Source organism: Pseudomonas mangrovi (assembly GCF_003052585.1).
In the GTDB taxonomy this organism is placed as follows: domain Bacteria; phylum Pseudomonadota; class Gammaproteobacteria; order Pseudomonadales; family Pseudomonadaceae; genus Aquipseudomonas; species Aquipseudomonas mangrovi.
Genome location: NZ_QASN01000021.1, coordinates 225,946 through 247,093, shown reverse-complemented (window position 1 = coordinate 247,093; position 21,148 = coordinate 225,946). Strand labels below are relative to the sequence as shown.

Annotated in this window: 19 protein-coding genes; 11 read left to right on the top strand and 8 right to left on the bottom strand. The window is 66.4% G+C overall.

Translation table 11 applies throughout. The features are described from left to right. Positions 1–5 precede the first annotated feature (5 nt). Complete coding sequence (locus tag DBO85_RS17410; protein WP_108108796.1) at positions 6–662, bottom strand: histidinol-phosphatase; 657 nt, start codon at positions 660–662, stop codon at positions 6–8. Positions 663–824: 162 nt separating this feature from the next. Between DBO85_RS17410 and DBO85_RS17405 the strand changes: the two genes are divergently transcribed. The 3 genes from DBO85_RS17405 to DBO85_RS17395 are packed head-to-tail and all read left to right on the top strand — an operon-like array spanning position 825 to position 4,472. Continuing rightward, positions 825–1,304: an RNA pyrophosphohydrolase gene (locus tag DBO85_RS17405; protein WP_108109093.1), complete on the top strand. Its 480-nt coding sequence runs from the start codon at positions 825–827 to the stop codon at positions 1,302–1,304. Between the two features lie 19 nt (positions 1,305–1,323). Beyond that, positions 1,324–3,609: a phosphoenolpyruvate--protein phosphotransferase gene (gene ptsP, locus DBO85_RS17400; protein ID WP_108109091.1), complete on the top strand. Its 2,286-nt coding sequence runs from the start codon at positions 1,324–1,326 to the stop codon at positions 3,607–3,609. Then, positions 3,606–4,472: a DUF6929 family protein gene (locus tag DBO85_RS17395; RefSeq protein WP_108108794.1), complete on the top strand. Its 867-nt coding sequence runs from the start codon at positions 3,606–3,608 to the stop codon at positions 4,470–4,472. Before ptsP ends, DBO85_RS17395 begins: the two co-directional genes overlap by 4 nt. 73 nt (positions 4,473–4,545) lie before the next feature. Here the strand turns inward: DBO85_RS17395 and DBO85_RS17390 are convergent, their stop codons facing one another. Beyond that, complete coding sequence (locus DBO85_RS17390; protein WP_108108792.1) at positions 4,546–5,301, bottom strand: NRDE family protein; 756 nt, start codon at positions 5,299–5,301, stop codon at positions 4,546–4,548. A gap of 197 nt (positions 5,302–5,498) precedes the next feature. On the opposite strand from DBO85_RS17390, the gene DBO85_RS17385 reads away from it, so the two are divergent. The 4 genes from DBO85_RS17385 (at position 5,499) to DBO85_RS17370 (ending at position 8,632) form a co-directional block, all read left to right on the top strand. Then, a complete protein-coding gene (locus DBO85_RS17385; protein ID WP_108109089.1) occupies positions 5,499–6,281 on the top strand; it encodes a sulfite exporter TauE/SafE family protein in 783 nt (260 codons plus the stop codon). Between the two features lie 10 nt (positions 6,282–6,291). Beyond that, positions 6,292–7,083 carry a prolipoprotein diacylglyceryl transferase gene (lgt, locus tag DBO85_RS17380; RefSeq protein ID WP_108108790.1) on the top strand — a complete coding sequence of 264 codons (792 nt, stop codon included), beginning with the start codon at positions 6,292–6,294 and terminating at the stop codon, positions 7,081–7,083. A gap of 102 nt (positions 7,084–7,185) precedes the next feature. Next, complete coding sequence (locus tag DBO85_RS17375) at positions 7,186–7,980, top strand: thymidylate synthase (RefSeq protein ID WP_108108787.1); 795 nt, start codon at positions 7,186–7,188, stop codon at positions 7,978–7,980. Between the two features lie 37 nt (positions 7,981–8,017). Then, on the top strand, positions 8,018–8,632 hold the full coding sequence (locus tag DBO85_RS17370; protein WP_108108786.1) for an HAD-IB family phosphatase: 615 nt from the start codon (positions 8,018–8,020) through the stop codon (positions 8,630–8,632). A gap of 70 nt (positions 8,633–8,702) precedes the next feature. Here the strand turns inward: DBO85_RS17370 and DBO85_RS17365 are convergent, their stop codons facing one another. From DBO85_RS17365 to DBO85_RS17350, 4 genes are all read right to left on the bottom strand, one after another. Continuing rightward, complete coding sequence (locus DBO85_RS17365) at positions 8,703–9,227, bottom strand: hypothetical protein (protein ID WP_177429797.1); 525 nt, start codon at positions 9,225–9,227, stop codon at positions 8,703–8,705. Positions 9,228–9,531: 304 nt separating this feature from the next. Beyond that, positions 9,532–10,926 (bottom strand): GTPase/DUF3482 domain-containing protein, encoded by a 1,395-nt coding sequence (locus DBO85_RS17360; protein WP_108108784.1) that lies wholly within the window; start codon positions 10,924–10,926, stop codon positions 9,532–9,534. Beyond that, complete coding sequence (locus DBO85_RS17355) at positions 10,919–12,313, bottom strand: DUF2868 domain-containing protein (protein WP_108108782.1); 1,395 nt, start codon at positions 12,311–12,313, stop codon at positions 10,919–10,921. The genes DBO85_RS17360 and DBO85_RS17355 overlap by 8 nt, the downstream gene beginning before the upstream one ends. Before the next feature lie 136 nt (positions 12,314–12,449). Continuing rightward, positions 12,450–13,571 carry a glycerophosphodiester phosphodiesterase gene (locus DBO85_RS17350; protein WP_108108780.1) on the bottom strand — a complete coding sequence of 374 codons (1,122 nt, stop codon included), beginning with the start codon at positions 13,569–13,571 and terminating at the stop codon, positions 12,450–12,452. A gap of 291 nt (positions 13,572–13,862) precedes the next feature. Between DBO85_RS17350 and DBO85_RS17345 the strand changes: the two genes are divergently transcribed. Together DBO85_RS17345 and DBO85_RS17340 are read left to right on the top strand one after the other, a co-directional pair. Beyond that, a complete protein-coding gene (locus DBO85_RS17345) occupies positions 13,863–15,023 on the top strand; it encodes a GGDEF domain-containing protein (protein ID WP_108108778.1) in 1,161 nt (386 codons plus the stop codon). Between the two features lie 47 nt (positions 15,024–15,070). After that, complete coding sequence (locus tag DBO85_RS17340) at positions 15,071–15,583, top strand: dihydrofolate reductase (protein ID WP_108108776.1); 513 nt, start codon at positions 15,071–15,073, stop codon at positions 15,581–15,583. Here DBO85_RS17340 and DBO85_RS17335 read toward each other — a convergent pair. Continuing rightward, positions 15,580–16,146, bottom strand: a complete 567-nt coding sequence (locus DBO85_RS17335) for a hypothetical protein (RefSeq protein WP_108108774.1) — start codon at positions 16,144–16,146, stop codon at positions 15,580–15,582. The two genes, DBO85_RS17340 and DBO85_RS17335, sit on opposite strands and share 4 nt — an antisense overlap. 302 nt (positions 16,147–16,448) lie before the next feature. Beyond that, positions 16,449–18,287: a dihydroxy-acid dehydratase gene (gene ilvD / locus DBO85_RS17330; RefSeq protein WP_108108772.1), complete on the bottom strand. Its 1,839-nt coding sequence runs from the start codon at positions 18,285–18,287 to the stop codon at positions 16,449–16,451. A gap of 488 nt (positions 18,288–18,775) precedes the next feature. Between ilvD and DBO85_RS17325 the strand changes: the two genes are divergently transcribed. Together DBO85_RS17325 and DBO85_RS17320 are read left to right on the top strand one after the other, a co-directional pair. After that, a complete protein-coding gene (locus tag DBO85_RS17325) occupies positions 18,776–19,624 on the top strand; it encodes a poly(ethylene terephthalate) hydrolase family protein (RefSeq protein ID WP_108108770.1) in 849 nt (282 codons plus the stop codon). Between the two features lie 506 nt (positions 19,625–20,130). After that, a complete protein-coding gene (locus DBO85_RS17320) occupies positions 20,131–20,979 on the top strand; it encodes a poly(ethylene terephthalate) hydrolase family protein (RefSeq protein WP_108108768.1) in 849 nt (282 codons plus the stop codon). Positions 20,980–21,148 lie beyond the last annotated feature (169 nt).

Genomic DNA, 21,148 nt, shown 5'->3' with positions numbered 1-21,148 from the left:
CGGCGCTAGTCGCGCAGCGACAGGATTTTCCAGCCGCGCTCGCTGGCAATGGCGCGCAGGCGCTCGTCCGGGTCCACCGCAACCGGGTTGGCGACCGCCTCGAGCAGCGGCAGGTCGTTGATCGAGTCGCTGTAGAAGTAGGCTCCGTCCAGGTTGCGGCCGGTATCGGCGAGCCAGCGGTTCAGACGTTCGACCTTGCCGGCCTGGAAGCAGGGCGTGTCGGTCAGGCGACCTGAATAGTGCCCATCGAGCACTTCGCATTCGGTGGCGAGCAGGCCGTTGACGCCCAGGCGCCTGGCAATCGGGCCGGTGATGAAGCGGTTGGTCGCGGTGATGATCAGCAGGTAATCGCCGGCCGCACGGTGCTCGGCGAGCAACGCCTCGGCCTTGGCCAGGATGATCGGCTGGATGAATTCCTGCATGAAGTCGAGGTGCCACTGGTCGAGCACTTCCAGCTCGGTGCGGCCGAGGATCTCCTGGCAGAAGTTCTGGTAGGCCAGCACGTCCAGACAGCCGGCCTTGTAGTCCTCGTAGAAGGCATCGTTGCGCGCCTTGTAGCTGGCGGCGTCGACATGTCCGCGCTGGCAGAGGAATTCGCCCCAGAGGTGGTCGCTGTCGCCGGCGAGCAGGGTGTTATCGAGATCGAAGATGGCCAGGCGCACTGCGGAAAACCTCTGTCGGTTGGCTGAGGGCGGCAGCATAGCGGTTCTGCCGTAGCGCTTGAAGGCCGGGGTCTGTGGCGCGCTGCACAGGCTTGGCGCTCGGCTTTCGGGCTGGCGCGCTTTTGTGGAACAATGCCGGCAAGGTTTTTCGAGGTTTTCAACGTGATAGATCCTGATGGTTTCCGACCCAATGTCGGCATCATTCTCAGCAATGATGCCGGTCAGGTGCTCTGGGCGCGGCGGATCAACCAGGATGCCTGGCAGTTTCCCCAGGGCGGCATCAACGAGCGCGAATCGCCGGAAGAGGCGCTGTATCGCGAGCTGAACGAGGAAGTCGGCCTGGAGGAGCAGGATGTCAGCATCCTCGCCTGTACCCGCGGCTGGTTGCGTTATCGCCTGCCGCAGCGCCTGGTGCGCACCAACAGCCAGCCGCTGTGTATCGGCCAGAAGCAGAAGTGGTTCCTGCTGCGGCTGACCGGTGATGAGCAGCGGGTGCGCATGGACCTGCACGGCAAGCCGGAGTTCGACGGCTGGCGCTGGGTCAGTTACTGGTACCCACTGGGCCAGGTGGTGACATTCAAGCGCGAGGTCTATCGTCGCGCCCTCAAGGAACTCGCCCCGCGCCTGATCGCGCGCGACTGAAGACGGACCCCGCATGAGCATGCTCAACACGCTGCGCAAGATCGTCCAGGAAGTTAACTCCGCCAAGGATCTCAAGGCGGCGCTGGCGATCATCGTGCAGCGGGTGAGGACCGCCATGGGCAGCCAGGTCTGCTCGGTCTACCTGCTCGACCCGGAGTCCAACCGCTTCGTCCTGATGGCCACCGAGGGCCTCAACAAGAAGGCCATCGGCAAGGTCAGCATGGCGCCGAACGAGGGCCTGGTGGGCCTGGTCGGCAGCCGCGAGGAGCCGCTCAACCTCGAACACGCTTCCGAACACCCGCGTTACCGCTATTTCGCCGAAACCGGCGAGGAGCGCTACGCCTCCTTCCTCGGGGCGCCGATCATCCACCACCGTCGGGTGATGGGCGTTCTGGTCATCCAGCAGAAGGAGCGCCGCCAGTTCGACGAGGGCGAGGAGGCCTTCCTCGTCACCATGAGCGCGCAGCTTGCCGGGGTCATCGCGCATGCCGAGGCGACCGGCTCGATCCGCGGCCTCGGCAAGCAGGGCAAGGGCATTCAGGAAACCCGTTTCGTCGGCGTGCCCGGCGCGCCGGGGGCGGCCATCGGCAAGGCGGTGGTGGTGCTGCCGCCCGCCGACCTCGAGGTGGTGCCGGACAAGCAGGTGGACAACGTCGAGGCGGAACTGGCGTTGTTCAACGATGCGCTGGAGGCGGTGCGTCAGGACATCCGTGCTCTGTCGGCCAAGCTCGCCACCCAGCTGCGGCCCGAGGAGCGGGCGTTGTTCGACGTCTACCTGATGATGCTCGATGACGCGGCGCTGGGCACCGAGGTGCAGCTGGTCATTCGCACCGGTCAATGGGCCCAGGGCGCGCTGCGTCAGGTGGTCAACGAGCACATCAAGCGCTTCGAGCTGATGGACGACGCCTACCTGCGCGAGCGCGCATCGGACGTCAAGGACCTCGGCCGGCGCCTGCTCGCCTACCTGCAGCATGCGCGCCAGCAGACGCTGGTGTATCAGGACAACACCATCCTGGTCAGCGAGGAGCTGACCCCGGCGATGCTCGGCGAGGTACCCGAGGGCAAGCTGGTCGGCCTGGTCTCGGTGCAGGGCTCGGGCAACTCGCACGTGGCGATCCTCGCCCGTGCCATGGGCATCCCCACCGTCATGGGCGTGGTCGACCTGCCGTACTCCAAGGTCGATGGCATCGACCTGATCGTCGATGGCTACCACGGCGAGGTGTTCACCAACCCCAGCGCGATACTGCGTGCGCAGTACGCCGAGGTGGTCGAGGAAGAGCGTCAGCTGACCCAGGGCCTGGATGCACTGCGCGAACTGCCCTGCGAAACCCTCGATGGCCAGCGCATGCCGCTGTGGGTCAACACCGGCCTGCTCGCCGACGTCGCCCGTGCCCAGCAGCGCGGCGCCGAGGGCGTCGGCCTGTATCGCACCGAAGTGCCGTTCATGAGCCGCGAGCGCTTTCCCAGCGAGAAGGAACAGCTGGCGATCTACCGCGAGCAGCTGCAGGCCTTCCATCCGCTGCCGGTGACCATGCGCACCCTGGACATCGGCGGCGACAAGGCGCTGCCGTATTTCCCGATCAAGGAAAGCAACCCCTTCCTCGGCTGGCGCGGTATCCGCGTGACCCTCGATCACCCGGAGATCTTCCTGGTGCAGACCCGCGCCATGCTCAAGGCCAGCGAGGGGCTGGACAATCTGCGCATTCTGCTGCCGATGATCTCCGGCACCCACGAACTGGAAGAGGCGCTGCACCTGATCCACCGGGCCTGGGGCGAGGTTCGCGACGAAGGCACCGACGTGCCGCTGCCGCCGGTCGGTCTGATGGTCGAGGTGCCCGCGGCGGTCTACCAGATCCGCGAGCTGGCCCGGCAGGTGGACTTCATCTCGGTCGGCTCCAACGACCTGACCCAGTACCTGCTGGCGGTGGACCGCAACAATCCGCGGGTCGCCGATCTCTACGACTTCCTCCATCCGGCGGTGCTGCAGGCGCTGCGCATCGTCGTCGACGGTGCACATGCCGAAGGCAAGCCGGTAAGCATCTGTGGCGAGATGGCCGGTGACCCGGCGGCGGCCGTGCTGCTGCTGGCGATGGGCTTCGATTCGCTGTCGATGAACGCCACCAACCTGCCCAAGGTGAAGTGGCTGCTGCGCCAGGTCACGATGGAGAAGGCCCGCGAGCTGCTGGCTCAGCTGATGACCATCGACAACCCGCAGGTCATCCACAGCTCGCTGCACCTGGCCCTGCGCAACCTCGGTCTGGGCCGCGTGATCAACCCGGCATCGGCGCTCGGCGCAGCCTTGTGATCGCGGCGAGGGCCTCGCTGTGCGGCCAGTTGCGGCTGTCCGCCGCCAGTGCGTTGGTCCTGTGTCGCGACAGTCTCTGGACCGTTGCCGACGACTGTCTCGACCTGCATCGCTATGACCTTGACGGTCATTGGCTCGGCCAATGGTCGCTGGTGCCTGGCGTCTTGCCGGAGGACCCCGTCGAGCGCAAGGCGTGCAAGGCGGATTTCGAGGCCATGGCGCTGCTGCCTGACGGGGCGCTGCTGGTGCTCGGTTCCGGCTCGACCGCGCGTCGCCGGCGTGGCGCGCTGTTCGGCGAGGACCAGCAGGTTCGACCGATCGACGCCAGCGGGCTGTACCGGGTGCTAGGCGAGCGCTTCCAGGAGCTGAACATTGAGGGCGCGGTGGTGCGCGGCGAGCAGTTGCTGCTGGCTCAGCGCGGCAACGGCAAGGGTGGCGAGAACGCGCTGGTGCTGCTGCAACTGCAGCGGGTTCTCGCCGACCTGGGTGCCGGGCGGCTGGATGCCGAAGCGCTGCTGGAAATCCGTCCCGTGCAGCTGGGCGAGCTGGCCGGCGTGCCGCTCGGGCTGACCGATCTCACCCTCGGCAGAAACGGACGGCTGTACTACAGCGCCGCGGCCGAAGCGACCGACTCCAGCTACCTGGACGGCGACTGCCTCGGCAGCGTCATCGGCTGGCTGGATGACGCGCTGCTGCCACAGGCGCAGCGCCTGCTCGAGCCGGTGGTAAAGATCGAGGGGCTCTGCGCCCTGGCCGATGGCAACCTGCTGCTGGTGGCCGATGCCGACGATCCTGCGGTGCCTGCGCCGCTGTTCAGGCTCGACGGCGCCTGGCTTGAGGAAGACCCCGCCGCCGATCTCTGAAGCCCCCGTCGGCCTGCCTGCCCAGTCCCTGCAGCAATTCGCGGCCCGCCGCCACTCGATCCCGGTACGCGGATCAGCCGTAGCTGCCGCCCACCGACACTTCGCCCAGCTGCGCACCCAGCGGGCCGAAGCTGCGCTCGATCATCTGCCAGCTGCCGTCGCTGCCGACCATCAGCAGGGTACTGGCGCAGGTGCCGTAGTTCGGGCTGGCGATGAATGCGCTCGACAGCAGGCGCTCGGTCGCCAGTCCCACGCCGGTATCCGGCAGCGCGCCTTCGCTCGGTTGCCAGCGGTCGGCCAATAGGTCGAACAGCGCTTCGGGGCGTGGCGCGTCGAGCTGGGCGGCCAGTCCGTCGCGGGTGCGCTGCAGTTTCGGCCAGGGCGTGTCCAGGCTGGCGTTGGACACGCCGTGCACCCCCGGCGCTACCTCCTGAGGCAAGCCTTCGCTGGCGTTCAGAAACCATAGCGAGGTCCCGTCGCCGACCAGCAGGTTGAAGCCGGAGTAGCCGGCCAGGTGATCACTCAGACCTTCCAGATAGAGCTGCGGCGAAACCTCGGCGGTTAGGAACTCGGCTACCAGATGGCCACGCGAGCGCAGCCCCTGCGTGCGCGACGGGTCACGGATGTTGGTCAGGGCGGCGAAGCGCCCGCCGCGGGTGTAGCCCATCCAGGTCCCGCCCGCTTCCAGATCACGCCCCGCGAACAGCCCCGGATGGTCTGGCCACTCGCCCAGCGGCCGGCTCGGCCGCGCATGGAACTCGTCGCGATTGGCGGCCACCAGCAGCGGTAAAGGATGCCCGGGGCGCCAGGCGAAGGCGATCAGGCACATGCGCCCGCTCCGCCTGGCAGGCAAGTCCGAGGTGCCATGTCCCGGTGAACAACGGTGAGAGAGCGACTACTGCGCAATGCCCTGATCCTCCGCTCGATTGAAAACCGCAACTCTACGCAAAGCCCGAGGGCACGGCCATGCCGGTGGAGACACCCGCCGCCATCGGCTACCATGCCCGACTCTTTGCGGAGGTGGTGATGGAGTTTCTGCTGTATCTGGTTCTCGGCGCGGCAGCCGGCGTGCTGGCCGGGCTGTTTGGCGTCGGCGGCGGAATCATCATCGTGCCGGTGCTGGTGCTGAGTTTTACCGCCCAGGGCTTCGACGTCGCGGTGCTGACCCATCTGGCGGTCGGTACGTCGCTGGCGACCATCGTCTTCACCTCGATCAATTCGGTGCTCGAGCATCATCGCAAGGGCGCCGTGCGCTGGCCGATCTTCCTCTGGATGACGCTGGGCATCCTCGCCGGCGCGGCGCTCGGCTCGCTCACCGCCGCCTCGATCCAGGGGCCGCTGCTGCAGAAGATCATTGGCGTGTTCGCCATTCTGATCGCGATCCAGATGGGCCTCGACCTGCGCCCGAAGGCCCAGCGCGCCGTGCCGGGCAAGCCCGGCCTGGTGGCTGCCGGCGGGGTGATCGGCTGGGCCTCGGCGATCTTCGGTATCGGCGGCGGATCGCTGACCGTACCTTTCCTCACCTGGCGCAGCGTGCCGATGCAGCAGGCGGTGGCGACCTCGTCGGCCACCGGTCTGCCCATCGCGCTGTCCGGGGCGCTGTCGTTCATCGTGGTGGGCTGGTCGCAGCCGCAGTTGCCCGAAGGCGCCTTCGGTTTCGTCTATCTGCCGGCGCTGGTCGGCATCGCCCTGACCAGCATGTTCTTCGCCCGTTACGGCGCGCGTCTGGCCCATCGCCTGTCGCCGCGCCTGCTCAAGCGCCTGTTCGCCCTGCTGCTGCTCAGCGTGGGCATCAGCTTCCTGATCTGAAGGAGATTCGATGCTGCCCTATCCCGAGATCAACCCCGTCGCACTGGAGCTGGGTCCGCTGAAGATCCACTGGTACGGCCTGATGTACCTGATCGGTATCGGCGGCGCCTGGTGGCTGGCCGCACGCCGGCTCGAACGCTTCGACCCGAGCTGGACTCGCGAGACCCTCTCCGACCTGGTGTTCTGGGTGGCCATGGGGGTGATCCTTGGCGGCCGTCTGGGCTACGTGCTGTTCTACGATCCGCAGCTGTACTTAAACGACCCGATCAAGATCTTCTACATCATGGATGGCGGCATGGCCTTCCATGGCGGGCTGCTCGGTGTGCTGTTGTGTACCTGGCTGTTCGCGCGCAAGACCGGCAAGCCGTTCTTCGAGCTGATGGACTTCATCGCCCCGCTGGTGCCGATCGGTCTGGGCGCGGGGCGCATCGGCAACTTCATCAACGGCGAGCTGTGGGGCAAGGTGAGCGACGTGCCTTGGGCGATGGTCTTCCCCACCGGCGGCCCCGATCCGCGGCATCCCTCGCAGCTGTATCAGTTCGCCCTGGAGGGCGTCGCGCTCTTCGTCATTCTCTGGGCGTATTCGCGCAAACCGCGGCCGACCATGGCAGTCACCGGGCTGTTCGGCCTCTGCTACGGCGTGTTCCGCTTCATCGTCGAGTTCTTCCGCGTGCCGGATGCGCAGCTCGGTTACCTGGCGTTCGGCTGGCTGACCATGGGCCAGCTGCTGTGTCTGCCGATGATTCTCGGCGGTATCGGCATGATCGTCTGGGCCTACCGCCGCGACGCACGCACGGCATGACCGCTCAGGGCGGGCGCTTCGTCACGGGAGCGCCGCGCCTTTCTTGTCCTGGCGGCATCCGGCTCTTACCATGAGCCTCCTTCGACCTGCTCCGAGCCCGCGATGAAACAGTACCTCGACCTGATGCGCCACGTGCGCGAGCACGGCACCTTCAAGAGCGACCGCACCGGTACCGGGACCTTCTCGGTGTTCGGCCATCAGATGCGCTTCGACCTGGCCGACGGCTTCCCGTTGGTGACCACCAAGAAGTGCCACCTGAAATCCATCGTTCACGAGCTGCTGTGGTTCCTCAAGGGCGAGACCAACATCCGCTATCTGAAGGAAAACGGCGTCTCGATCTGGGACGAATGGGCCGACGAGAACGGTGAACTGGGCCCGGTCTACGGCTATCAGTGGCGCAGCTGGCCGGCGCCCAACGGCGAGTCGATCGACCAGATCGCCAAGCTGATCGCGATGATCAAGGCCAACCCGGATTCGCGTCGGCTGATCGTTTCGGCCTGGAACCCGGCGCTGGTCGAGCAGATGGCGCTGCCGCCGTGCCACGCGCTGTTCCAGTTCTACGTCGCCGACGGCAAGCTCAGCTGCCAGCTGTACCAGCGCTCGGCCGACATCTTCCTCGGTGTGCCCTTCAACATCGCCAGCTACGCGCTGCTGACGCTGATGGTGGCGCAGGTCTGCGACCTGGCCCCGGGCGAGTTCATCTGGACCGGCGGCGACTGCCACCTGTACGCCAACCACATCGAGCAGACCGACCTGCAGCTGTCGCGCGAGCCGCTGCCGCTGCCGCAGATGAAGCTCAACCCCGAGGTGAAGGACCTGTTCGCCTTCCGCTTCGAGGATTTCGAGCTGGTCGGCTACCAGGCCCACCCGCATATCAAGGCACCGGTCGCGGTCTGACCGGCGTCGCTTCCCCTCATCGTCCAACGAGCCCCCAATGAGCACAGCGCTGCAGATCGATTCCCCGGCAGTCCGTGAACTGTCCATCTTCGACTTCGACGGCACCCTGACCTACCGCGACAGCTTCGTACCCTTCCTGCGCTATGCCTTCGGCAACTACCGCTTCGGCCTGCGCCTGGCCGGCAGCGCCAGTCCGCACTACCTGTATGGCGGCATGACCCGTGACCAGATGAAGGTGCGACTGATCCGCTCCTTCCTGCGCGGCATCGACTTCGCCTGGTTCGAAGACCGCGCGCGCGCCTACTGCGATCTGCACTGGTCACGGATGATGCGGCCACAGGGCCTCAAGGCGGTGGCCGCGGAGCTGGCCGCCGGGCGCACCGTCTCGCTCTGCTCGGCATCGCCGGCGCAGATGCTCAAGCCGTTCGCCGAGCGCCTCGGCGTGCAGCTGATCGCCACCGAGCTGGAAGTGCAGGATGGCGTACTGACCGGCGAGATCCACGGCCGCAACTGCCGCCGCGACGAGAAGGTCAACCGCCTCATCCAGCAGTTCGGCGAGCTCGGCCAGTACCACTTGCGTGCCTGGGGCAACTCCGAGGGCGATACCGAGCTGCTCGCCGCGGCGCAGGAGTCCTTCTACCGACCGTTCTGAGCAGAGCCGGGCGACGGTGCTCGATGTGAGCCAGGCAGCGGGCGGGTTGCTCGCGGGGCATCGGTTCCACTCATGACAGCAACACCTTTCGGTCTTCCTCATCGCCGCCACCGGCGCCCCTTTCGATCTCCCTGGCTGCCTGCAGGTCGGCGCGCTGCGTCATCCGTTCGGCGATCTCCATCTCGATCGCTTCCTGTTGCTCCGGGGGCATGGCGTCGACTTCTTCTTCGCTGAGGCCCAGGTCGCGGAGGATCGCATCGCGCATCTTCTCGGCCGGGGTCATCGCCATGTAGTCGCGGAACGCTTGCACGGCGGTGTCCGGCTCGCTTTGAACGGGCCCGCTCAGTTGGCCAGAAGACACCTCCAGGCCCGTCCCGGAACGACTCTGCAGAACAACCCGCAGGCGGGCGAAGGCCTCTTCATAACTCCTTGCGTCTTGCTCGTCGCCAAGTCCGATGGTTCGCTGCGCTGTCCGCTGAGGTGCTGTCGCTTCGACCCGGAACAGGGTGTCGTCCCGCTCACCAAAGCGCTCGCGATTGCGTTGATAGGTTGCTGCTAGTGGGTGGTAGTTGCCGACGCCGCCGATGCTGCTCATGGAGCCTCCGCTATCCGAGGAATGGGTGCGGCGAAAGAGCAAAGGCGATGCCAGTGCGCCTTAAAGATTAATAATTACTTTATATATCAATTGCTTGGTGATGATATTGGGCGTCTCGCGCGACGGCCTGGCGGCAAGCATTTGCCTGTGGCGGCAAGCTCGACGGCCAGCTTGTTGCCAGGCCGTCAGTCCGCTCGCGAAGCACCGCGCTGCGCTGGCGGGGTCGTTACGGGCACGTTGCGGCGCTAGGCGCCGTTGGAGTTCATCCGCTGCGGCGGCAGCGCCTGTGACGCCCGCAGGCGCATTACAGGGCCTCGCTCAGCTCGGCCAATGCACGCTGCCGCTCCGGCTGATCGAGCAAGTGGTGCGGATTCAGCGAGGACCACAGCGGGTGCGCACGGGCCCGGTTCAGTGCCTCGGGCAACTTGCCGGCACGCCAGTCGAGGCCGTCCGCGGCGGCAACGCGGATCGCCTCGGTGGCGGCATGGCCGCGTGCGGCCAGCGCCTGCAGCAGGCCCAGCTGACGCAGGGCGAGCAACCGCAGCACGGCGTCATCCACGGTCAGTTCGCGCTCCCCCTTGAGCTTGCCGAGCAGGCGGTTGCCATAGTGCCGGGCGGTCTGCGCACCGCCGCCGGCCAGCGCGCCAAGCAAGGCTGCGGCGCCCAGGGTGATGCCGCCGACCATCAGGTCGATGCCGACCCCGGCGGCGGCGCCCGCCGCCATGCCGCCGCCAATCTTGACGCCGAGCTGGCGCAGGGTCTCCGGGTGGAACAGATCGTCGCCCCAGCGGCCGTCGAGCAGCGGCAACTCGGCCGTCTGGGCATCCTCGCGGGAAAAGGCGTAAAGCCCCAGCAGCGCCTCGACGCAACGCTGCTCACGCTGACGTACCTGATCGCGCAGCGCGCGCACGGCGGCCTGTTCCAGCGCTGGCTGCGCGGCGACGCCATGGCGGCAGGCGGCAACGTCGAGCAGCAGTTCGGCGATCAGTCGGTGTCCTGCAGCCAGGCGTTCGACGGCCTGCGCTTCGTGGCTTTCGACCAGGCGCAGCAAGGCTGGCCGGGCCTTTTCCAGCAGCAGGGCGAGGCTTTCGTAGAGGCGTCGCTCGCCATCGGCGGGTGGTGCCACGCTGTCGAAGGCGACCCGTGCGAGGAGGCCGAGACGCGCCAGGACCTCGGCCCATTCGGCCTCGCGGGCACCGCCATGGGCGACGAAGTTGAGCACCGGTAGCAGCGGCTTGCCGCACATGCCGAGAATCGCCAGCTCGTCGCGGTACTTGGCCAGCACCGGCTCGCGGGCGTCGAGCACGCAGAGCCCGGCATCGCTGGCCAGCAGTTGGCGCAGCACCTTGGCCTCCTGCTCGAAACGCTGACGGGCCTCGCTGCCGTCGAGAAAGCGGGCGATGCGCGCCGGCCCGTCCAGACGCTCACCAGGCCGATCGAGCCGCTCCAGGTAGTCGAGCAGGGCGATGGCGTCCTCGAGACCCGGTGTGTCGTAGAGCTCGACCAGCGCCTCGCCGTCCACCGACAGGCGCGCGCCCTCGACGTGCCGGGTGGTGCCCGGACGATGGGAGACCTCGCCAAAGCCGGTGTCGCGGGTCAGGGTGCGCAGCAACGAGGTCTTGCCGACGTTGGTGTGGCCAACCAGCGCCAGCCTGAGGGGGCGACTCGTGCGGTCCGTGGCGTTCGGCTGATCAGTCATGGCCCGTCTCCAGCCAGGTCAGTGGAGCGCTGTCGTTGAATGGCAGCTGCAGCTCGCGCAAGGCCTGATGCCAGTCTGCCAGGCGTGCGCCGTCGAGCGCCTCGCCCGGCGGCGCCGGCAGCAGCCAGACGCGCGTCGCAGCGGCACTGCCTGCCAGTTCGCCGAGCAGCGCCAGCGTACCCCGGTCCGGCGAGCGGCGGGGATCGCAGGCGATGGCCAGGCGTGCCGGGGGAAAGCGGCCAAGCTGTTCGAGCAGTTGCTGGCGCTGCTGGCGATCATCGAGGATGCCCGCGTTGGCGACGCCCGCTGGCAGACGCGGCGGCCAACTGCGGCTGTCATCCAGTTCGATCGCCACCAGCACGGCCGATTCGCCGCCGGCCAGAGGTTGCAGCTGATCAGGCTGAGCCGGGCCGAGCGTATCCGGGTCGCAGATGCCAAGACGCTCGCTGCCCGGTTGCAGACGCTGGCGCAGCAGTGCCAGGTCCGCTGCGCTAAGGGCCAGGCGCAGGCGGGCGCTGCCGCGACGCCAGCGCCACAGGCAGAACAGACCCAGCAGCAGACGCGGCAGCAGGCCATACACCAGCAATACGCCGAGCAGCCAGCCGGCCCACGCCTGCCGGGCGCCGTCTTCGCTCAGGCCAAGGATGCCACTGGCGCGGATCTGCTCCTCGCTCGGCAGACTGAAGCCGAGCAGCGCCGGCAGCGCGCCCAGCGTCTGGGTCAGGCTGACGAAGCTGTCGGCGCCCAGCAGCGTGGTTTCCCAGACGAAGCCGTAGTGCCGGGCGGACAGCATCGCCAGGAGCATGCCGAGCGCAGCGAGCAGGGCCAGCACCCAGAAGCCGTGGATGACTGCGCCCAGGCCCCAGCGGGTCAGGCGGGCCGGTTGCAGCAGCACCAGCAGTGCCGGTGCCAGCTGCACGCTGCGGGCGTCGCGCGCCAGCCGGCTGCACAGCCACAGCCACAGGCGGCCCAGTGCACCGCCGCTGTCGGCGGCGAGCATCAGTCCGAGCAGCCAGCCAAGCAGGCTGAGCAGATGCAGGCCGAGCAGGCTGCCCAGCGCCCAGAACACGTTGACCGGACGGCTGCCGTCGCCCAGCGCGGCGAACGCCAGGGCGGCGCCGCCAAGCAGCGCCAGCACGGCCAGCAGCAGCGCGGCGAGGCGCGCACCCTGCAGCCAGTGGCGCTGGGCGTCGATCAGGCCGTCGCGGCGCGCCAGATGCAGGGCGCGTCGTTCGATCATCTGGCTGATATCGCCGCCGGCAAGACGGGCCAGCCGATTGGCTTCGCTGTCTTCCAGCGGGCCGGCGTGCTCCTCGCGCAGGCGCACGGCCTCGCACAGCCAGAGGCGTTGCAGGGAGGAATCAGGGGCGTTGGAGCTGTCGGTCACGGTGGTCTCGCGGCGGGGCTCGGTGCCTGAGCATAACCGCTGTGGCGCGAGCAGGCGAAAGCGCGCCCGAGAGGCCCGGCTGCGAGGGGCGGCGCAGCCGGGCGATGCCCTTCGGGAGACGAAGGGGCGGGATGAATCAGAAGCGCAGGCGTACGGCTACGTCGGGCTGGTCGATGAACAGGCCGTCGATGCCGGCGTCCAGGTAGACGCTGATCTCCTCGGGCAGGTCGCCACGTTCGGCCGGATCGGCGCTGGAACGCAGGTCGGTCGGGAGGAAGGCGTTCTCGGCGCGGAAGGTATAGGGATGCACCTTCAGGCCGGCGGCGTGGGCATCGGCGACGAAGCGGGTCGGTTCGCCCAGGCGGCCGTTGCTGTCACGCGGGATGATGTAGCTCTTTTCCGGGCCGACGCCATGGGCGTAGCGGGCAATTGCCTTGAGGCCCTGCGGGCTGGCCATCTGCGCGTAGGTCAACTGGCTGCCGGAGGCCTGCTGGTCGTACGGCTGGCCGCTGCCGAACAGCTGCACCAGGCGCAGTTTGGTCAGGCGCTTCAGGGTCTTCAGGTTGTCGACTTCAAATGACTGGATATACACCGGCGCGTTGGGCGTCAGGTAGCCGTTGCGGTGCAGGGTACGCACCAGCGGTTTCTCCATTGCCAGGCCGATCTGCTGGAAGTGGGTGGGATGCTTGGTTTCCGGGTAGAGGCCGATGATCCGCCCTTCGCTGGCCTGCATCGCCTGCACCAGTTCGATGATCTCCTGCAGCGTCGGTACCTCGAAGGCGCCGTCCAGACGCTGGTTGCCGGGACGCAACTGAGGGATGCGCTCGATGGCGCGCAGGGTCTTGATCTCGGCCAGGGTGAAGTCCTCGCTGAACCAGCCGGTCTGGCTCTGGCCGTCGATGCTCTGGGTGCGCTTGCGCGAGGCGAACTCGGGGCGCTGGGCGACATCGGTGGTCAACCCCAGTTCGTTGTCGTGGCGGGCAATCAGTTGGCCATCGCGGGTCATCACCAGATCCGGCTCGACGTAGTCGGCTCCCTGCAGGATGGCCACGGCATAGGCCGCGAGGGTGTGCTCGGGCAGGTAACCGCTGGCGCCGCGGTGGGCAATGATCAGCGGGGCGGCTTCAGTGCGTGGCTTGTTCAGCTGCAGCGCATCGGCAATGCGCGATTCGAGCGGCGCGGCGCTGGCGGCAAGCGGCAGCAGCAGACTGCAGGCGGTAATCCACTGGCGAAGGGCAGAGGGGAGGGTGCGGGCCATGTCGACATCTCCTGGGTGGGGGAGCACAGACTGCGCCCGGATCGATGACGGACGTTTGACGTCGTCGGGGCGAAAAGATGGCAATTGCGTGACGGCGTCATTTGGCCGGCGCACGGTGGCTTCGCCGGCCCGGTTACGCTAGCCGACTAGCGAGGCGTGGGTCAGGTTGTGCTCCACGCCTCGGACCAATGCGGAGTCTGGTCGGCAGTACTTTTCACCGGCCTGCTAGGCTGAGTCGTGATTCCTGGGGGCCTGCGAGTTGCAAGTGTGAAGTTGCCCGATCTGGATTACATGAGTCTGGACTCAGCGTACCTGCGTCAGCAGCGCGGGGGCTTCCGGCTGCTCAGGTTCGAGCACGAGCTGGAAGAGGCTTTCGCGCGTCATCACACCAGAACCTTCCTGCGCCGCATGCGTTGGGCGTTACTGGTGGCGACAGTGCTGATCCTGCTGTTTGCAGTGCTCGATGCGAGCATCCTGCCGGACGGCATACGCGACAAGACCCTGGTGCTGCGTCTGGGGGTGATGCTGCCGGTGCTGCTCGGCACCTGGGGGGCGACCTTCTGCCCGACGCTGCATCCCTGGATGCAGGTGATCGGCGGCTTCTGCGCATTGGCGTGCGGCATGGCGGTGGCCGCCATCATCTGGGTCTCGCGCAGCCAGAATTTTCCGTTGCCCTACGAGGGCATCATTCTGGTCACGGTGTTCTTCTACTTCCTGATCGGTCTGCGTTGTGTCACAGCGGTGCTCTGTGGCTGGCTGGTGCTCGTGGCCTATGTGATGGTGGAGTTGCGCGCGGGCCTGCCGGGCACCATCCTGCTGTACAACGCCTTCTTTCTGGCCACCACCAACCTGATTGGATCCGTCGGCTGCTATTTCCTTGAGTATGCGGCGCGGGAAAGCTTCCTCGCTCAGGGGTTGCTGCGGGAGCTGGTGGAGAAGGACTACCTGACCGGCTTGCTCAACCGCCGTGCGTTCAGCGAACGTGCCGAGAGGCACTGGCGCCAGGCCTTGCGCGAGCAGCGGAAGCTGGCGGTGGTGATGATGGATATCGACTACTTCAAGCGCTACAACGACCACTACGGCCACCTCCAGGGCGACGAAGCCCTGCGTGCCGTCGCCCAGGTGGTCGGTCGTCATGCGCGGCGGCCGCTGGACTGCGTGGCGCGCTACGGTGGCGAGGAGTTTGTTGGTTTGTGGTACGGCCTGGACGAGGCCCGTGCGCTCGCGCTTCTGGAGAGCATCCGCAGTGATGTCCAGGCGCTGGATCTACCCCATGAAAGCTCCGAAGTCGCCTCCACGGTCACCCTCAGCATCGGCATGGTGCATCTCCTTCCGCACGCGTTGCAGAGCCTGGAGGATGCCCTGCGCATGGCTGACGCCGCGCTGTATCTGGCCAAGGCGCAGGGCCGCAACCGGGTGGTGAATGAGCGCATGGGTAGCCAGGCCGACTGATTCGCGTGCCGCTTCATTCCTGCCGGTCGAGCCGCTATCCTGCGCCCATGACGACCACACGCCCCCTCGCCCTGATCGCCGCCCTTGCCGCCAATCGCGTCATCGGCCTCGACAATCGCATGCCCTGGCACCTGCCGGCGGATCTCAAACACTTCAAGGCGCTGACCCTCGGCAAGCCGATCATCATGGGTCGCAAGACCTGGGATTCACTCGGTCGGCCCTTGCCGGGGCGGCTGAATATCGTGGTCAGTCGTCAGCCCGGCCTGCGGCTGGAGGGTGCCGAGGTATTCGCCGACCTGGCGACGGCGCTGGCGCGGGCCGACCAGTGGGCGAGCGAGCAGGGCGTGGACGAACTGATGCTGGTCGGTGGCGCCCAGCTCTACGAGCAAGGCCTGCCGCTGGCGGATCGGCTCTACCTGACGCGCATCGACGCCGAGCCTGAGGGCGATGCCTTCTTTCCGGCTTTTGACGAGAGCTATTGGCAGTGTGCGGCGCGTGACCCACACCCCGCCGCCGACGACAAGCCGGGGTTCACCTTCGAGAGCTGGAGCCGCCGCTAACCTGTACGCGAGCAGGTGCCGGGCGGGCTCAGCACTTCTTCCAGATAGGGGATTCCCCAGCGTTGCAACGCATCCAGCGCGTCCGCGACCAGCGGCGCGAGCAGCGCGCGAGCCTCTTCGGTACTGGGACGATGGCGCTGGCGGTCCATGAAGGCCGCGAGCTCATCGAGCGGGTCGCGGGAGGCGCTGCGCGGATCGACCAACCAGGGCACCGGGTGGCCATGCAGTCGCGGACGTTGCGGGATCAGCAGTGGCAGCGGACAGAGGTACTCGTCGCGCCGCATGGCCTGCAGTGACAGTGGTGCCTCCATCGACGGCCGCATGCTCAGCTGCGGCGCCCGGCTCAGGCGTGACCAACCGACCGAGAGACTGAAGGCGTCGTGGTCCTTGAGGTCCGGCTCCAGCACCACCACCCACCAGACATCTGCCTGCCGGCAGGCGTAGAGACGCTCCCCCGGCCAGTACCAGGGCTGTCCGGCAGGTTGTGGCCGCCAGTCGGCAAAGCGTTGGCTCATGCCTTCGGCAAACAGGGTTCGCAGGGCTTTTCCATATTCCTGGCGCATGCAGCTGTTCCTTGTTCTTGTCGAGGTGCAGCGGACTACAGGCAGTACAGACCATCTTTGTGCCCCGGGCAGGGCGAGGGCGCCGAGCGGCAGATCCGCGGTCGGGAATGCGAGCGGGTCGGCATTTTCTCCCGGGGCGCTATCCGGGCAGATGAGCGCAGCGGAGCCCGCTTCGTTGCGGGCTCAGTAGGCTTCCGCGGGGGCAGGTAGGCTGCAGGTTGCCAGGTCTGTACCCGAGCCGGCGTTTCGGCAAACAAAAAACCCGGCCTGGGCCGGGTTCTTCGTGGCTGCGGGGTGAGCGCTCAGCCGTCGAGCATCGCCTTGTTGCGCACCGCGCCCTTGTCGGCACTGGTGGCGAGCAGGGCGTAGGCCTTGAGTGCCGTGGTGACTTTGCGTGGACGCTGCTCCACCGGCTTCCAGCCCTTCTTGTCCTGCTCGTGGCGGCGATGGGAAATTTCCTCGTCGCTGACCAGCAGGTTGATGGTGCGCTCGTGGATATTGATCAGGATCCTGTCGCCTTCGCGCACCAGACCGATGGCGCCACCGGCGGCGGCTTCCGGTGACGCGTGACCGATCGACAGACCCGAGGTGCCGCCGGAGAAACGGCCGTCGGTGAGTAGCGCACAGGCCTTGCCCAGGCCCTTGGACTTCAGGTAGCTGGTGGGATAGAGCATTTCCTGCATGCCTGGGCCGCCTTTCGGGCCTTCGTAGCGAATGATGACGATATCGCCTTCCTTCACTTCGTCATTGAGGATGCCGCGCACCGCGCTGTCCTGGCTTTCAAAGATTTTTGCGCTGCCTTCGAAGATGTGGATCGACTCATCCACACCGGCGGTTTTCACCACGCAGCCGTCGAGGGCGATATTGCCGTAGAGCACCGCCAGGCCGCCCTCTTGCGAGTAGGCATGCTCGACGCTCCGGATACAGCCGTTTTCACGGTCGTCATCCAGCGTGTCCCAGCGGGTCGACTGACTGAACGCGGTCTGGGTGGGGATACCGGCCGGACCTGCGCGGAAGAAGGTATGCACGGCTTCATCGGTGGTCTGGGTGATATCCCACTTGGCGATAGCCTCAGCCATGGACTTGCTGTGTACGGTCGGCAGGTCGGTGTGCAGCAGGCCGCCTCTAGCCAGGGAGCCGAGGATGGCAAAGATGCCACCGGCGCGGTGCACGTCTTCCATATGGTACTTCTGGATATTCGGCGCGACCTTGCACAGCTGCGGCACCTTGCGTGAAAGGCGGTCGATATCGCGCAGGTCGAAATCGATCTCGGCTTCCTGGGCTGCCGCCAGCAGGTGCAGGATGGTGTTGGTCGAACCGCCCATGGCGATGTCCAGGCTCATGGCGTTTTCGAACGCCTTGAAGTTGGCGATATTGCGCGGCAGTACCGAGTCGTCGTTGTCGCCGTAGTAGCGCTTGCACAGCTCTACTGCGGTGCGTCCGGCTTCGAGGAACAGCTGTTCGCGGTCGCTGTGGGTGGCGAGGGTCGAGCCGTTGCCCGGCAGGGCCAGGCCCAGCGCTTCCATCAGGCAGTTCATCGAGTTGGCGGTGAACATGCCGGAGCAGCTGCCGCAGGTCGGGCAGGCGCTGCGCTCGTATTCGGCGACCTTCTCATCGGATGCCGAGTCGTCGGCGGCGATCACCATGGCGTCGACCAGGTCCAGGCCATGACTGGCCAACTTGGTCTTGCCGGCTTCCATCGGTCCGCCGGAGACGAAGATTGCCGGGATATTCAGGCGCAGGGCGGCCATCAGCATGCCGGGGGTGATCTTGTCGCAGTTGCTGATGCAGACGATGGCGTCGGCGCAGTGGGCATTGACCATGTATTCAACGGAGTCGGCGATGATCTCGCGGCTCGGCAGCGAATAGAGCATGCCGTCGTGGCCCATGGCGATGCCGTCGTCGACCGCAATGGTGTTGAATTCCTTGGCTACGCCGCCGGCCTTCTCGATTTCGCGGGCGACCAGTTGGCCCATGTCCTTCAGGTGCACGTGGCCGGGCACGAACTGGGTGAAGGAGTTGGCGATGGCGATGATCGGCTTTTTGAAGTCCTCGTCCTTCATCCCGGTGGCGCGCCACAGAGCGCGGGCGCCGGCCATGTTGCGGCCTTGGGTGGAGGTTTTCGAACGGTAATCAGGCATGGCGGCGTTCTCGGATCAGGGCGGCACGGGGTCTGGGAGGATACCCGATTCGTCGCGGCCGGCGCACGCCGCACGAGGTTGATCGGTAGTGTTTCGCAATGTTGCGAGAGGTACGGCAAACGGATGGCGCGTATCGCCTGTTACTGCTTGTGGCGCGAAGGCCGTTGCGCCTCTGGATTGGTCGTTCCGGCGCTGCGAGGGCGGTTGCCGAAATGTCCTCAAGCCCTAGTCTCGCTAGGCTTTGAGCTGGCTTTTCCGTCACCCCAATGGGGGATTGGGCGCGAAACGACAGCGTTGCCTACTGGATAGGCGTGGATCGCCGGCCATCTGGCCTGTGCATGACGACTGCGTGACTTCGACGAAGTACGAAGGCTGTTTCGCTGCCATCTGGCCATCGGGCGGTTAGCCGCTCGGCAGACCTGGTGATCGCAACGAGCTTTCGTGGCGGAGCCCCAATCCAATGACAACAAAAAGATGAGGCAACCCCCATGTTCAACAAAGCACTCCCTGCAGCGGCCGCGGTCGCTGGCCTGTTCCTTTCAACCTCCGCAATGGCATTGCTGCCGGATACCCCCGGTACACCGTTCCCCGCCGTCTCCAGCTTCGAAAGATCCGGGCCGTACAGCACCACCAGTCGTAGCGAGGGCCCCAACTGCCGGATCTACCGCCCGAGCAACCTGGGCCAGAATGGCGTGCGTCACCCAGTCATCCTCTGGGGCAATGGTACCGGCGCCAGTCCGACGACCTATCGCGGCCTGCTCGATCACTGGGCCAGTCATGGCTTCGTGGTCGCGGCTGCCGAGACCTCCAATGCCGGCAGTGGCCGGGAGATGCTCAACTGTCTGAGCTACCTGCAGACCGAGGCCGGGCGCAGCTCGGGCACCTACGTCGGCAGGCTTAACCTGGGCCGTGTCGGTACTTCCGGCCACTCCCAGGGCGGTGGCGGCTCGATCATGGCCGGGCGTGACAGCCGGATCAAAGCCACTGCGCCGATGCAGCCCTATACCCTCGGGCTGGGTCACGTGAGCTCCTCGCAGAGCCAGCAGAACGGGCCGATGTTCCTGATGTCCGGCAGCCTGGACACCCTCGCTGGTCCGACCCTGAATCAGGCTCCGGTCTATCGCCGCGCCAACGTGCCGGTGTTCTGGGGCACGCTGCGCTATGCCAGTCACTTCGTGCCGGTGGGCAGTGCCGGTGGCTATCGTGGGCCGTCCACCGCCTGGTTCCGTTATCAGCTGATGGACGATACCCGTGCGCGCGGCGAGTTCGTCGGCAGCAGCTGTGGCCTGTGCCGTGATTTCTCCTGGACCAACATCCAGCGCAAGGGCTCGCTGTAACGCGTAACGGCTGATCCCAGCCTTAGCCCGGCCGGATGAGGCGGCGGAGCATTCTGCCGGCTCTTCAGGTCGGGCTTTTTCATTTCTGCGGCGAACCGCCGCTCGGAAGGTTAAGGGGCGCCTTGCTGACGAAGCGGGGGAGAAGCACAGTCGCCGCCTCCAACGCAGGCATCAAGCCGTCCGTGGAGTGTTTCAACATGTGTCCTATTTCGTTGGCGCACTTCACGCAGGTCGCCCCATCATCCGCGCTGCAACGCTCTGGAAAGAAGCTTGCGAGGGAATAGGCGGGCAGCTGGAGGACTAGTGGCACTAGGCTTTGCCTGGAGTCGAGGTCACCCGAACGGGGGGTTGTTGCGGGCGCTCGCAGGTCGCTTACTGAATGGGCGTTCATTCCTCGTGCCTGTCTTAAGTGGAGGGATCGAGCGCGTTCTCTTCGGCGCAGTTGAGGGCCTCACCGAGTGCCTTCATGGCGGAGATCTAACAATAATCATCCGAGGAACCTCACCATGTTCAAGAAATTCCTGCCGACCGCCGCTGCGGTTGCTGGTCTGTTCATCTCTTCATCGGCGCTGGCGCTGCTGCCGGATACCCCCGGTACCGCCTTCCCGTCGGTTTCCAACTTCGCCAACTCCGGCCCCTACAGCACCACCAGCCGTAGCGAGGGCCCGAACTGCCGCATCTATCGCCCGAGCACCCTCGGCCAGAACGGCGTCCGCCACCCGGTCATCCTCTGGGGTAATGGCACGGGTGCCTCGCCGACCACCTACGGGTCGCTGCTCAGCCACTGGGCCAGCCATGGCTTCGTGGTCGCCGCGGCAGAAACCTCGAACGCCGGCTCCGGCCAGGAGATGCTCAGCTGCCTGAGTTACCTGCAGACCGAAGCCGGTCGCAGCTCCGGGACCTACGTCGGCAAGCTGAACCTGGGTCGTGTCGGTACCTCCGGTCATTCCCAGGGTGGTGGCGGCTCGATCATGGCCGGCCGTGACAGCCGCATCCGGACCACCGCGCCGATGCAGCCGTACATCCTCGGCCTGGGCCATGTGACCTCGTCGCAGAGCCAGCAGAATGGCCCGATGTTCCTGATGTCCGGCAGCCTGGACACCCTGGCTGGTCCGACCCTGAACCAGGCCCCGGTGTATCGTCGCATCAATCAGCCGATCTTCTGGGGCACCCTGCGTGGCGCCAGCCACTTCGAGCCGGTCGGCAATGCCGGCGGCTTCCGTGGCCCGTCGACTGCCTGGTTCCGCTACAAGCTGATGGGCGATAACACCGCTCGCAATCAGTTCGTCGGCACCCTGTGCGGTCTGTGCACCAGCACTTCCTGGAGCAACATCCAGCGCAAGGGCACGCTCTGATCTGAGTAGCGCGTCGGGATTCTCCCGAGGCAATGATCAGCCCCCGGCCACTCTGGTGACCGGGGGCTTTTTCTTGTGCGGAAACTGCGTTGTGCACTGAACTCGGCAGCTGCCGATGCGGGCAGATGCCAGAAGGTTGCCATAAGGTCGCCGATGCCGCCGCGATGCG

What these genes read in the sequence shown, in the direction of transcription:
- ptsP (WP_108109091.1), top strand. Translation starts at nt 1,324, where the DNA reads ATGCTCAACACGCTGCGCAAGATCGTCCAGGAAGTTAACTCCGCCAAG.
- DBO85_RS17390 (WP_108108792.1), bottom strand. Translation starts at nt 5,301, where the DNA reads ATGTGCCTGATCGCCTTCGCCTGGCGCCCCGGGCATCCTTTACCGCTG.
- DBO85_RS17385 (WP_108109089.1), top strand. Translation starts at nt 5,499, where the DNA reads ATGGAGTTTCTGCTGTATCTGGTTCTCGGCGCGGCAGCCGGCGTGCTG.
- lgt (WP_108108790.1), top strand. Translation starts at nt 6,292, where the DNA reads ATGCTGCCCTATCCCGAGATCAACCCCGTCGCACTGGAGCTGGGTCCG.
- DBO85_RS17375 (WP_108108787.1), top strand. Translation starts at nt 7,186, where the DNA reads ATGAAACAGTACCTCGACCTGATGCGCCACGTGCGCGAGCACGGCACC.
- DBO85_RS17370 (WP_108108786.1), top strand. Translation starts at nt 8,018, where the DNA reads ATGAGCACAGCGCTGCAGATCGATTCCCCGGCAGTCCGTGAACTGTCC.
- DBO85_RS17365 (WP_177429797.1), bottom strand. Translation starts at nt 9,227, where the DNA reads ATGAGCAGCATCGGCGGCGTCGGCAACTACCACCCACTAGCAGCAACC.
- DBO85_RS17360 (WP_108108784.1), bottom strand. Translation starts at nt 10,926, where the DNA reads ATGACTGATCAGCCGAACGCCACGGACCGCACGAGTCGCCCCCTCAGG.
- DBO85_RS17350 (WP_108108780.1), bottom strand. Translation starts at nt 13,571, where the DNA reads ATGGCCCGCACCCTCCCCTCTGCCCTTCGCCAGTGGATTACCGCCTGC.
- DBO85_RS17345 (WP_108108778.1), top strand. Translation starts at nt 13,863, where the DNA reads ATGAGTCTGGACTCAGCGTACCTGCGTCAGCAGCGCGGGGGCTTCCGG.
- DBO85_RS17340 (WP_108108776.1), top strand. Translation starts at nt 15,071, where the DNA reads ATGACGACCACACGCCCCCTCGCCCTGATCGCCGCCCTTGCCGCCAAT.
- DBO85_RS17335 (WP_108108774.1), bottom strand. Translation starts at nt 16,146, where the DNA reads ATGCGCCAGGAATATGGAAAAGCCCTGCGAACCCTGTTTGCCGAAGGC.
- ilvD (WP_108108772.1), bottom strand. Translation starts at nt 18,287, where the DNA reads ATGCCTGATTACCGTTCGAAAACCTCCACCCAAGGCCGCAACATGGCC.
- DBO85_RS17325 (WP_108108770.1), top strand. Translation starts at nt 18,776, where the DNA reads ATGTTCAACAAAGCACTCCCTGCAGCGGCCGCGGTCGCTGGCCTGTTC.
- DBO85_RS17320 (WP_108108768.1), top strand. Translation starts at nt 20,131, where the DNA reads ATGTTCAAGAAATTCCTGCCGACCGCCGCTGCGGTTGCTGGTCTGTTC.